This is a genomic window from Bacillus inaquosorum, from assembly GCF_023238325.1.
Lineage (GTDB): Bacteria > Bacillota > Bacilli > Bacillales > Bacillaceae > Bacillus > Bacillus inaquosorum.
The window spans coordinates 1,718,587-1,730,114 of record NZ_CP096592.1; the positions used below are offsets into that span (position 1 = coordinate 1,718,587).

The 11,528-nt window shown below is 44.9% G+C and carries 13 protein-coding genes and 1 other annotated feature; all 13 genes read left to right on the top strand.

Going from position 1 to position 11,528, the window contains the following annotated elements; genetic code table 11:
- The first annotated feature begins 66 nt into the window (after positions 1 to 66).
- The 13 genes from M1M80_RS08500 to pyrP all read left to right on the top strand — a co-directional run bounded on the left by M1M80_RS08500 (position 67) and on the right by pyrP (position 11,481).
- Positions 67 to 312, top strand: coding sequence for a YlmC/YmxH family sporulation protein (locus M1M80_RS08500; protein WP_003232153.1), 246 nt, complete (start codon positions 67 to 69; stop codon positions 310 to 312).
- A gap of 163 nt (positions 313 to 475) precedes the next feature.
- Positions 476 to 1,312 (top strand): peptidoglycan editing factor PgeF, encoded by an 837-nt coding sequence (gene pgeF, locus M1M80_RS08505; RefSeq protein ID WP_060398586.1) that lies wholly within the window; start codon positions 476 to 478, stop codon positions 1,310 to 1,312.
- A gap of 6 nt (positions 1,313 to 1,318) precedes the next feature.
- Positions 1,319 to 2,011: a YggS family pyridoxal phosphate-dependent enzyme gene (locus M1M80_RS08510; protein WP_060398587.1), complete on the top strand. Its 693-nt coding sequence runs from the start codon at positions 1,319 to 1,321 to the stop codon at positions 2,009 to 2,011.
- The gene (gene sepF / locus M1M80_RS08515; protein WP_019258347.1) at positions 2,008 to 2,463 is read left to right on the top strand and encodes a cell division protein SepF; all 456 of its coding nucleotides are present in this window, start codon (positions 2,008 to 2,010) and stop codon (positions 2,461 to 2,463) included. Before M1M80_RS08510 ends, sepF begins: the two co-directional genes overlap by 4 nt.
- 6 nt (positions 2,464 to 2,469) lie before the next feature.
- A complete protein-coding gene (locus M1M80_RS08520) occupies positions 2,470 to 2,742 on the top strand; it encodes a YggT family protein (protein WP_003221463.1) in 273 nt (90 codons plus the stop codon).
- Between the two features lie 60 nt (positions 2,743 to 2,802).
- A complete protein-coding gene (locus tag M1M80_RS08525; RefSeq protein WP_060398588.1) occupies positions 2,803 to 3,576 on the top strand; it encodes a YlmH family RNA-binding protein in 774 nt (257 codons plus the stop codon).
- 93 nt (positions 3,577 to 3,669) lie between these two features.
- Positions 3,670 to 4,164 (top strand): septum site-determining protein DivIVA, encoded by a 495-nt coding sequence (divIVA, locus tag M1M80_RS08530; RefSeq protein WP_003221468.1) that lies wholly within the window; start codon positions 3,670 to 3,672, stop codon positions 4,162 to 4,164.
- A 62-nt stretch (positions 4,165 to 4,226) separates the two neighbouring features.
- Positions 4,227 to 4,453, top strand: a binding site (T-box leader).
- A gap of 53 nt (positions 4,454 to 4,506) precedes the next feature.
- The gene (gene ileS, locus M1M80_RS08535; protein WP_060398589.1) at positions 4,507 to 7,272 is read left to right on the top strand and encodes an isoleucine--tRNA ligase; all 2,766 of its coding nucleotides are present in this window, start codon (positions 4,507 to 4,509) and stop codon (positions 7,270 to 7,272) included.
- 144 nt (positions 7,273 to 7,416) lie between these two features.
- A complete protein-coding gene (gene ylyA / locus M1M80_RS08540) occupies positions 7,417 to 7,791 on the top strand; it encodes a sporulation-related RNA polymerase-binding protein YlyA (protein WP_003238661.1) in 375 nt (124 codons plus the stop codon).
- 102 nt (positions 7,792 to 7,893) lie between these two features.
- Positions 7,894 to 8,358, top strand: coding sequence for a signal peptidase II (gene lspA / locus M1M80_RS08545; protein WP_003238660.1), 465 nt, complete (start codon positions 7,894 to 7,896; stop codon positions 8,356 to 8,358).
- A 1-nt stretch (position 8,359) separates the two neighbouring features.
- Positions 8,360 to 9,271: an RluA family pseudouridine synthase gene (locus tag M1M80_RS08550; protein ID WP_060398590.1), complete on the top strand. Its 912-nt coding sequence runs from the start codon at positions 8,360 to 8,362 to the stop codon at positions 9,269 to 9,271.
- A gap of 183 nt (positions 9,272 to 9,454) precedes the next feature.
- Positions 9,455 to 10,000 carry a bifunctional pyrimidine operon transcriptional regulator/uracil phosphoribosyltransferase gene (gene pyrR / locus M1M80_RS08555; RefSeq protein ID WP_003221477.1) on the top strand — a complete coding sequence of 182 codons (546 nt, stop codon included), beginning with the start codon at positions 9,455 to 9,457 and terminating at the stop codon, positions 9,998 to 10,000.
- A 173-nt stretch (positions 10,001 to 10,173) separates the two neighbouring features.
- The gene (pyrP, locus tag M1M80_RS08560; RefSeq protein WP_019258351.1) at positions 10,174 to 11,481 is read left to right on the top strand and encodes a uracil permease PyrP; all 1,308 of its coding nucleotides are present in this window, start codon (positions 10,174 to 10,176) and stop codon (positions 11,479 to 11,481) included.
- Positions 11,482 to 11,528: the final 47 nt, after the last annotated feature.

Sequence of the window (11,528 nt, forward strand, 5' to 3'; positions counted from 1 at the left end):
TTGCTGACAAGGTTCAGCCCGCCCGTTCATATACTGGAAAAAAGGACGGAAAAAGGACGTGATGGGATGATCAGCATTTCTGAATTTCAGGTGAAGGATGTCGTCAATGTCTCAAACGGAAAAAAGCTGGGGAGCATTGGTGATATAGATATCAATGTGACCACTGGAAAAATTCAAGCGATCATACTGGGAGGAAATGGGAAGGTTCTCGGTTTTTTTGGAAAAGAAGAGGAATTGGTCATTCCATGGCGAAATATAGTAAAAATCGGGGAAGACGTGATCTTGGTCCGATTAAGTGAACCGCATGCATAACCTGCTTTGTCTGCCGCGGATTGGCAAATGCCGGAAGTCTTGATTTCTTCCGGCACATTTCATTTAGAAATATGCAAATCGGCGCTCAACGAATGCAGAAAGATGTGGTAAAATAAGTGGGAAATTCCGCTTTTTTAAATGTTTGTCGAAAGGTTGGATCATCATGAATACATATCACCCATTCAGTCTTACCACACCCTCGACACTCATGATACAAGACTGGACACAAACGAATCAAAACAACAGAGAAGTCATTGCCGGATTTACTACGAAAAACGGCGGTGTCAGCCAAAAGCCTTTTGAATCGTTAAATACAGGATTGCACGTTCATGACAAAGATGCAGATGTAGTTAAAAATCGTGAATATATTGCCGATATGTTTAATATTGATTTGCAGTCTTGGGTATTTGCTGATCAGACACATGATAATCGCGTTCAGAAAGTGACGCAGAGGGATAGGGGAAAAGGCGCCCGTGAGTATCACACGGCTTTAAAAGCAACGGACGGGCTCTACACAAATGAAAAGAATGTGGTTTTGGCATTATGCTTTGCTGATTGTGTGCCTCTTTTCTTTTATGATCCGGTTAAATCGCTTGTCGGGGTCGCCCATGCCGGGTGGAAAGGCACTGTCAAACAGATTGGCAGAGAAATGGTGAAGCAATGGACCGAGCAGGAAGGTTCAAAGCTCTCAGATATTTATGCTGTTATCGGACCGTCTATCAGCGGAGCATGCTATACGGTAGACGATCGTGTCATGGATGCTGTCCGCACATTGCCGGTTTCAGCAGAACGTGCCGTAAATCAGACGGGAAAGGGACAATATCAGCTTGATCTGAAAGAGCTGAACCGCCTCATACTGATCGACAGCGGTTTGGCAAATGAACAGATTTCTGTCAGCGGTTTATGCACGGAAAGTGAGCAGTCGCTTTTCTATTCTCACCGCCGCGATCAGGGGAAAACTGGACGGATGATGTCCTTTATCGGAATGAAGGAGGCATAAAAGATCTTGCGTGTTGTTGATAATTTACGACATATAAACGAACGAATAAACGAAGCATGTAACAGATCGGGCCGCAGCTCCGATGAAGTTACGGTTATTGCTGTCACAAAATATGTATCGCCTGAAAGAGCACAGGAGGCAGTGGATGCGGGCATCACCTGCCTCGGAGAGAATCGGGACGCGGAACTGCTCCGCAAACAGGAAATGATGAAAGGGGATCCTGAATGGCATTTTATCGGCAGTCTTCAATCAAGAAAAGCAAAAGCTGTCGTCAATGCGGTTTCCTATATCCATTCCTTAGACCGGCTCTCATTAGCGAAAGAAATTGAAAAACGGGCTGAAGGTACTGTCCAATGCTTTGTGCAGGTCAATACCTCTCTTGAGCCTTCTAAACACGGCATGAAAAAAGAAGAAGTCATTCCCTTCATACAGGAGCTTTCCGGTTTCGAACACATCGTTGTGGCCGGACTGATGACAATGGCTCCGCTGACTGATGATCAAGATCAGATCAGAAGCTGTTTCCGGGCGCTGAGAGAACTCCGTGACCAGGTTCAGGAGCTGAAACAGCCAAACGCTCCGTGTACTGAACTGTCGATGGGCATGTCAAATGATTTTGAAATTGCAATTGAAGAAGGGGCTACTTATATTAGAATCGGCTCATCGTTAGTCGGAAATGAAACAGGGGGTGTACAGCAATGAGTATGAAAAATAAACTGAAAAACTTTTTCTCGATGGATGAGGAAGAATACGAATATGAATATATTGAGACAGAGCGGGAGTCTCAAGAAGAGCATGAGCAAAAAGAAAAGCCGGCTTATGCCGCAAACAAACCTGCGGGCAAACAGAATGTAGTAAGCTTGCAAAGTGTTCAGAAATCCTCTAAAGTGGTGTTGAGTGAGCCGCGCGTTTATGCGGAGGCCCAGGAAATAGCCGACCATTTGAAGAACCGGCGGGCAGTCGTCGTCAATCTTCAGCGGATACAGCATGACCAGGCTAAGCGGATTGTTGACTTTTTGAGCGGAACCGTTTATGCCATCGGCGGCGATATTCAAAGAATCGGCTCGGATATTTTCCTCTGCACGCCTGACAACGTAGATGTATCAGGCACAATTTCTGAGCTCATATCTGAAGACGAACATCAGAGGTGGTAAAGCGAGATGATCCTTTATCAAGTTTTTTCGGTTTTAAGCTTATTAATTACAATATACTCATTTGCCCTGATCATATATATTTTTATGTCATGGGTGCCGAGTACGAGGGAAACGGCAGTCGGGCGTTTTTTAGCTTCGATTTGTGAACCATATCTCGAACCATTCAGAAAAATCATCCCTCCGATCGCAATGCTGGATATTTCACCGATTGTAGCTATACTTGTGCTTCGGTTTGCGACAACCGGCTTGTGGGGGCTATATCGCATGATTGCGTTTTAAAGTGACAGTTTGATAGGGGCTTGGCAGCAGCCAAGCCTCTTTACATAGAAGGGAAAGACGATGAGCGATATCTATCAGCACTTCAGAAAAGACGAGCGGGCCTTTATTGATCAGGCGCTCGAATGGAAAAGTATTGTCCAGGAGCAGTACCGGATGAAACTGACTGACTTTTTAGATCCCCGAGAGCAGGTCATCCTCTCTGCTGTTACCGGACAGGCAGATGTTGGGCTTGCTTTTTCCGGCGGCTATGACAGAGCGGAACGAAAACGGGCGATCCTCTATCCAGAGTACATCACTCCGGAAGAATCGGATTTTGAACTGCAGGCGTTTAACGTCCGTTATGCTGAAAAGTTTGTCACAGTAGACCACCGTTCTCTCCTAGGTGCATTAATGGGTATAGGCTTAAGGCGGCAAAAGTTTGGTGACATCGTGTTTTCTGAGACATCAGTGCAATTGATTGTCTCAGCCGATACCGCTGATTTTGTGGCTGCACAGCTGACCCAAGCAGGCAAAGCTGCGGTCAGCCTAGAGAAAATTGACTTGTCAGACCTTAACATTCCGGCAATAGATGTCGAAATAAGAGATGACACGGTTTCTTCTTTAAGGCTTGACGCCGTCTGCGCCTCTATGAGCAGGCAATCCCGCCAGAAATCACAGACGCTCGTGAAAAACGGACTCGTGAAAGTGAACTGGAAGGTAGTTGAAGATCCTTCATATATGGTAGCAGAAGGGGACATGCTCTCTATCAGAGGTTTTGGACGATGCAGCTTAACAAAAATCGAAGGAAAAACCAAAAAAGACAAATGGAGAGTTACGTTTGAACGACAAAAATAGTCGGTTTTTCAGTTTTTTTCTCCATCTGTGCGAAATTTGTTTTATAATGTGAACTAGATAACCGTACTGAAATGTAAAAATGGAGGTGGCATCATGCCATTAACGCCAAATGATATTCACAACAAGACGTTTACAAAAAGCTTTCGCGGATATGATGAAGATGAAGTAAATGAATTCCTAGCGCAAGTCAGAAAAGATTATGAAATTGTTCTCCGTAAGAAAACTGAGCTTGAAGCGAAAGTCAATGAACTTGATGAAAGAATCGGACACTTTGCCAATATTGAAGAAACGCTGAATAAATCGATTTTAGTTGCTCAAGAAGCGGCTGAAGACGTAAAACGCAATTCTCAAAAAGAAGCAAAGCTGATCGTTCGGGAAGCGGAGAAAAACGCTGATCGCATTATCAACGAATCTTTATCAAAATCAAGAAAAATTGCAATGGAAATTGAAGAGCTGAAAAAACAGTCTAAAGTTTTCAGAACACGTTTCCAAATGCTGATTGAAGCACAGCTCGATCTTCTGAAAAATGACGATTGGGATCATCTGCTTGAGTATGAAGTCGACGCGGTATTTGAGGAAAAGGAATAAATTCTCTGATTATCTTGACATTATCTTAGCTTGTCGAATATAATACGTTCATAAATTCAGATGAAAAGACGGTTGAAAGGGACAGTCATGTTTCCTTCAGGCCTTCATAGCGACCCGGAGATGGTGAGAGCCCGGGATGGCCGGAATCATGTAGATCAGCCCTTAAGTTTCCTTTCTGAACTTACAGTAGGTTAGGACGTTCATCACGTTACGATGCTCGAGAGGAAAAAGCGTATGCTGGCTTTTTCTAAAAGGGTGGTACCGCGAGATAAGCTTTCTCGTCCCTTATGGGATGAGAGGGCTTTTTTTATTTTCTGAAAAAAATGCAGTGGAGGAATGAAAATGGATTTTAAAGACACGCTCTTAATGCCGAAAACAGATTTCCCGATGCGAGGAAATTTGCCAAACCGTGAGCCTGACATTCAAAAGAAATGGGAGGAACAGGATATCTACCGTCTTGTGCAGGAACGGACGAAAGACCGCCCGAAATTTGTTTTACATGACGGACCTCCGTATGCAAACGGCGACATCCATATGGGCCACGCGCTTAACAAGATCTTGAAGGATTTCATTGTCCGTTACAAATCAATGAGCGGTTACAACGCGCCGTTTGTACCAGGCTGGGATACACATGGATTGCCGATTGAAACAGCTCTTACAAAAAACAAAAAAGTCAACCGCAAAGAAATGTCAGTAGCGGAATTCCGCAAGCTGTGTGAAGAGTACGCCTGGAAGCAAATCGAGGGGCAGCGTGAGCAGTTCAAACGCCTTGGTGTCCGCGGTGACTGGGAAAACCCGTATGTGACATTAAAACCGGAATACGAAGCGCAGCAAATCCGCGTATTTGGTGAGATGGCAAAACGAGGCTACATTTATAAAGGCCTTAAACCGGTTAACTGGTCACCTTCAAGTGAGTCTGCTTTGGCTGAAGCTGAGATCGAATATCAAGATAAACGTTCAGCATCTATTTACGTTGCTTTCGGTGTGAAAGACGGAAAAGGCGTTCTTGAAAACGGTGAGCGTATCATCATTTGGACAACAACGCCTTGGACAATTCCGGCGAACCTCGGAATTTCAGTGCACCCTGATCTTGAGTACAGCGTGGTTGCAGTTGGTGAAGACCGCTTTGTCGTAGCAAGTGCTTTAGTCGAAAATGTTGCATCTGCATGCGGATTTGATCAATATGAAGTGACAAGAACGATTAAAGGGAAAGACCTTGAGAACATTATCGCTGAACACCCGCTCTATGGCAGAGACTCACTCGTTATGCTAGGCGAGCACGTAACAACTGATGCCGGAACAGGCTGTGTTCATACAGCGCCCGGACACGGAGAAGATGACTTTATCATCGGTCAAAAATACGGTTTAGATGTGCTTTGCCCAGTTGATGAAAAAGGTGTAATGACAAGTGAAGCTCCTGGCTTTGAAGGCATGTTCTATGATGATGCGAACAAAGCGATCACACAGCAGCTTGATGAAAAAGGCGCGCTTGTGAAGCTTGAATTCATTACTCACTCTTATCCGCACGATTGGAGAACAAAGAAACCAACCATTTTCAGAGCGACAGCGCAATGGTTTGCGTCTATTAAAGATTTCAGATCAGACCTGCTGGATGCCATTAAAGAAACCAAATGGGTTCCTGAATGGGGCGAGCAGCGTTTGCACAACATGGTGCGTGACCGCGGAGACTGGTGTATTTCCAGACAGCGTGCGTGGGGTGTTCCGATTCCGGTATTTTATGCCGAAAACGGAGAACCGGTTATTACAGATGAAACCATTGAACATGTTTCTGAATTGTTCAGACAGCACGGCTCAAACATTTGGTTTGAAAAAGAAGCGAAGGATCTTCTTCCGGAAGGCTTTACGCATCCTGGCAGCCCTAACGGCATATTTACAAAAGAACAGGACATCATGGATGTTTGGTTTGATTCAGGCTCTTCCCATCAAGCGGTGCTTGAAGAACGTGAAGACCTCGTTCGCCCGGCTGATTTATATCTAGAAGGATCAGACCAATACCGCGGCTGGTTTAACTCATCTCTTTCTACAGCAGTAGCCGTAACAGGAAAAGCGCCATATAAAGGTGTGCTCAGCCATGGATTTGCACTGGATGGAGAAGGACGCAAGATGAGTAAATCAATCGGTAACGTCGTTGTTCCAGCTAAAGTCATGAAACAGCTCGGTGCCGACATCTTGAGATTATGGGTGTCTTCAGTTGATTATCAGGCGGACGTTCGTGTGTCTGACGCAATTCTGAAGCAGGTTGCTGAAGTATACCGTAAAATCCGCAATACGTTCCGTTTCCTTCACGGCAACCTATTCGATTTTGATCCAAAAACGAATGCGGTGGCTGTCGAAGATCTTCGCGAAGTGGATCAGTATATGCTGATTAAGCTGAACAAACTGATTGATAAAGTGAAAAAAGCGTATGATGAGTACGAATTTGCGGTTGTGTATCACAGCATCCATAATTTCTGCACAATCGAATTGAGCTCATTCTATCTTGATTTCGCAAAAGATATTGTGTACATCGAGCATGCGGATCATCCGGATAGACGCAGCATGCAGACAGTATTCCATGAAACGCTTCTTGCATTAGTGAAGCTTTCAGCGCCGATTCTTCCTCATACGGCTGACGAATTATGGTCTCATTTAACATTTGTCGAAGAGCAAAGCGTTCAGCTGGCAGACATGCCGGAAACAATTGCGGTTCCAAACAGCGAAGCGACAGAAGATAAATTTGACCGCTTTATGGCTATTCGTGATGATGTACTAAAAGCGTTAGAAACTGCGCGGAATGAAAAAATTATCGGTAAATCATTGGAAGCGAACCTGAAATTGTATCCAAACAAAGAAAACCAAGAGCTCTTGGCTTCCATTAAAGAAAATCTTTCTCAGCTGTTTATTGTTTCTGAACTAACAATCAGCGAAGAAAATGAAGCGCCGAACGATGCGCAAAGCTTCGAGACAGGCAAAATTGCTGTCGAGAAAGCGGAAGGCGAAATGTGTGAGAGATCCCGTGTGATCTCAAAAGATGTAGGCGCGAATCCGAAATACCCTACACTTTCACTGCGAAACGCAGAAATCGTTGAAAAATACTATCAAAAATAATGAAAAATAGTCCGGCGTTAAAGCCGGGCTTTTTTTGTACCAAGAGTGACATCGTTTAGAACGGCAGGAAAAATCTTATGGGCTTTAGATCATCATTCACAGGCAACACTATAGGTACTACGTTAAGAGCAGGAGTTGTGATGAATGAATGATCAACTGACCGCAATTTATACGGAACTTCTTCTGATGAAAGAAGAATTACAGTCGAGATTATTTGAGTATTCTTGCTTTCAGGTTTCAACAAGCCCGCAAGCAGCAATCAATCATAAACAAAAAGCAACTCTGATCTATCACATTAAAGAAGAGCTACAAGACGTTCTCCTCGCATTGTCCAAAATCGAAAACGGCACATTCGGATACTGTGAAGAAACCGGGGCTCCCATTCCTCTTTCAAAACTGGCGGTGTTGCCGACTGCCCGAACAGCAAACGATTTTCTTTATTCTGTCCAATTCGAAAAAAAAACGCTTCCGCTGTGGAAATCAACCGATATCGAATATGGTCAGGCACTGTATGAATAACAGTGTCTGGCCAGTTTATATGCCTGATATTTCTTTACTCCAGTGCTTTTTATTGATAAAATGCATAATGGATTAAAGTAACCGTAAACTGGAGGAACGTTTGTGCTGTATTATGTGATTGCACTACTTATTATTGCAGCCGATCAATTGACAAAATGGCTTGTTGTTAAAAACATGGAGCTGGGACAAAGCATTCCGATCATTGATCAGGTATTCTATATCACCTCCCATCGCAATACGGGTGCTGCATGGGGGATATTAGCCGGTCAGATGTGGTTTTTCTACCTCATTACAACCGCGGTTATTATTGGCATTGTTTATTACATACAGCGTTATACAAAAGGACAAAGGCTTCTTGGCGTGGCCCTCGGACTTATGCTTGGCGGTGCCATCGGCAACTTCATCGACCGGGCTGTCAGACAGGAAGTTGTGGATTTTATCCATGTCATTATTGTGGATTATAATTACCCGATTTTTAACATCGCGGACTCTTCACTATGTGTCGGCGTAATGCTTTTATTTATACAAATGCTGTTGGACAGCGGGAAAAAGAAAAAGGAGCAATAGCATGAATCAAATTGATATAACCGCTTCAGAAGAACAAAAAAGTGAGCGGATTGATAAATTTCTGGCATCGACTGAAAATGATTGGTCGAGAACCCAGGTGCAGCAATGGGTGAAAGACGGACAAGTTGTCGTGAACGGAAGCCCTGTAAAATCGAATTATAAAATTCAGCCGGGTGATCAGGTGACCGTCACCGTACCTGAGCCGGAAGCGCTCGACGTGCTGGCAGAACCTATGGATCTGGATATTTATTATGAAGACCAGGATGTGCTGGTCGTCAATAAACCTCGCGGAATGGTTGTGCACCCAGCCCCTGGGCATCTTACGGGTACGCTTGTAAACGGCCTTATGGCTCATTGCACGGACCTTTCCGGAATAAATGGCGTGATGCGTCCGGGGATCGTTCACAGAATCGATAAGGACACGTCCGGCTTATTAATGGTAGCGAAAAATGATATGGCGCATGAGTCTCTCGTAAACCAATTGGTCAACAAAACGGTCACGCGGAAATATACGGCAGTTGTCCACGGGCTTATTTCTCACGATGACGGCACAATTGATGCGCCGATCGGACGAGACAAGAAAGACCGTCAAAGCATGACTGTGACGCGTGATGGCAAAAACGCCGTCACTCATTTTCATGTGCTTGAGCGTTTTCAGGATTTTACGTTGGTGGAATGCCAGCTTGAAACAGGGAGAACGCATCAAATTCGTGTTCATATGAAATACATCGGATTTCCATTAGCGGGTGATCCAAAATACGGTCCGAGAAAAACGATCGATTTTAACGGCCAGGCCCTTCACGCCGGAATTTTAGGTTTTGATCATCCTCGTACTGGTGAATATGTCGAATTTAAAGCCCCGCTCCCGGAGGATATGGCAGAATTAATCGAAAACCTCAGAAAAAACGGTTGACAGACTGTTTCTTTTCTGAAATAATAAACGAAGCTGAATAGATTCTTTAAAACAGTCCAGAGAGGCTGAGAAGGATAACGGATAGACGGGATACGTGTATATGCGCGCACCTTGTCCTAAAACCCCTCTATGCTCTGGCAGGAGGGGTTTTTTTCTTCTATATGAACTGTGAGGTGTCACACATTGAATCAAAAAGCTGTCATTCTCGACGAACAGGCAATCAGACGGGCACTGACCAGGATTGCTCATGAAATGATCGAACGCAATAAAGGAATGAATAACTGCATCCTTGTCGGCATCAAGACAAGAGGGATTTACTTGGCAAAACGCCTTGCAGAACGAATCGAACAGATTGAAGGGAATCCTGTAACAGTTGGTGAAATTGATATTACTCTTTACAGAGACGATCTTTCCAAAAAAACGAGCAACGAAGAACCGCTTGTGAAAGGTGCAGATATTCCGGTAGACATCACAGATCAAAAAGTCATTCTCGTTGACGATGTCCTGTACACCGGAAGAACGGTCAGAGCAGGTATGGATGCGCTTGTTGATGTAGGCAGACCTTCCTCCATTCAGCTGGCTGTGCTTGTTGACAGAGGACACCGGGAGCTGCCGATCCGAGCGGATTATATCGGGAAAAACATTCCCACATCAAAAGCTGAAAAGGTGATGGTTCAGCTTGATGAGGTAGATCAAAACGATCTCGTCGCCATTTATGAAAATGAATAATAGATCACCTTTTTAAAGGCAATCCAGAGAGGTTGCAAAGAGGTGCACAACAAAGTCCCGAAAGTATTCGGCAGGTCTTTGTATGCCTCTTTGCGTAAAAATAGCAAAGAGGTTTTTTTATACAGTCATTGAGTCATCCTAAAATGAAAGTCAACAATCAGGGGGAAATCATCATGAGTAAGAAAAAAGTAAATTTAGGAGTCAGGGATGTCCCGACACCTTTCTCTTGGGTTTCATTCAGCCTGCAGCATTTGTTTGCCATGTTTGGCTCAACGATTTTGGTTCCGAAGCTGGTCGGAATGAGTCCTGCTGTGGCATTGGTGACAAGCGGCATCGGGACACTTGCTTACCTTCTTATAACGAAAGGGCAAATTCCGGCGTATCTCGGTTCATCCTTCGCCTTTATTTCTCCAATCATACTGGTAAAAGCGACCGGCGGGCCGGGAGCGGCAATGGTCGGGGCGTTTCTTGCAGGGTTAGTGTACGGGCTGATTGCCTTATTGATCAGGCAGCTTGGAACAGGATGGCTGATGAAGATTCTCCCGCCTGTAGTCGTAGGCCCTGTTATTATCGTCATCGGGCTGGGTCTGGCAAGTACTGCAGTAAACATGGCGATGTACGCTGATCCAAACGCAAGTGAATTGGTCTACAGCTTAAAGCACTTCAGTGTCGCAGGAGTTACGCTGGCCATCACGATTATTTGCGCCATTTTCTTACGAGGATTTTTAAGCCTGATCCCTGTTTTGATCGGAATTATCGGCGGATACTTGTTTGCCCTTACTCAAGGGATTGTCAACTTCCAGCCGGTGCTTGACGCGAAATGGTTTGCAGTGCCTGAATTTATCATCCCGTTCAAAGACTATTCACCGTCAGTAACACTCGGCATCGCAGCGGCAATGGTTCCCGTCGCGTTTGTGACAATGTCAGAGCATATCGGCCACCAAATGGTGCTGAGCAAAGTCGTCGGACAAGATTTCATTAAGAAGCCGGGGCTTCATCGCTCCATTATGGGGGACAGCGTGGCGACAATCCTTGCTTCCCTGATCGGCGGTCCGCCGACAACGACTTACGGGGAAAACATTGGCGTGCTGGCCATCACAAGAGTATTCAGCGTCTTTGTCATCGGCGGCGCGGCAGTGATTGCCCTTTGCTTCGGCTTTATCGGCAAAATCTCAGCGCTGATCAGTTCAGTGCCGTCAGCGGTCATGGGAGGCGTCTCCTTCCTGCTGTTCGGAATCATCGCTTCGAGCGGTCTGAGAATGCTGATTGACAACAAAATTGATTATGAAAACAACAGAAACCTCATTATTACATCAGTTATCCTTGTGATCGGTGTAGGAGGCGCATTTATCCAAGTGTCTCAAGGGGGATTCCAAGTGTCGGGAATGGCGCTTGCAGCAATAGTCGGTGTCATCTTAAACCTGATTCTTCCACAGCCGAAGGAAGAGCAGGCAGATACATCTGAACAACATCATATCTAAAACCTTTTAAAGAAAGTCCAGAGAGGCTTGGAAGGGTTATGAAGAGA

Bases quoted from the DNA above. Each gene is read 5' to 3' on its own strand.
- ylyA (WP_003238661.1), top strand. From the start codon at position 7,417: ATGAATGATCAACTGACCGCAATTTATACGGAACTTCTTCTGATGAAA.
- M1M80_RS08525 (WP_060398588.1), top strand. From the start codon at position 2,803: ATGAGCGATATCTATCAGCACTTCAGAAAAGACGAGCGGGCCTTTATT.
- pgeF (WP_060398586.1), top strand. From the start codon at position 476: ATGAATACATATCACCCATTCAGTCTTACCACACCCTCGACACTCATG.
- M1M80_RS08520 (WP_003221463.1), top strand. From the start codon at position 2,470: ATGATCCTTTATCAAGTTTTTTCGGTTTTAAGCTTATTAATTACAATA.
- pyrP (WP_019258351.1), top strand. From the start codon at position 10,174: ATGAGTAAGAAAAAAGTAAATTTAGGAGTCAGGGATGTCCCGACACCT.
- M1M80_RS08500 (WP_003232153.1), top strand. From the start codon at position 67: ATGATCAGCATTTCTGAATTTCAGGTGAAGGATGTCGTCAATGTCTCA.
- M1M80_RS08550 (WP_060398590.1), top strand. From the start codon at position 8,360: ATGAATCAAATTGATATAACCGCTTCAGAAGAACAAAAAAGTGAGCGG.
- divIVA (WP_003221468.1), top strand. From the start codon at position 3,670: ATGCCATTAACGCCAAATGATATTCACAACAAGACGTTTACAAAAAGC.
- sepF (WP_019258347.1), top strand. From the start codon at position 2,008: ATGAGTATGAAAAATAAACTGAAAAACTTTTTCTCGATGGATGAGGAA.
- ileS (WP_060398589.1), top strand. From the start codon at position 4,507: ATGGATTTTAAAGACACGCTCTTAATGCCGAAAACAGATTTCCCGATG.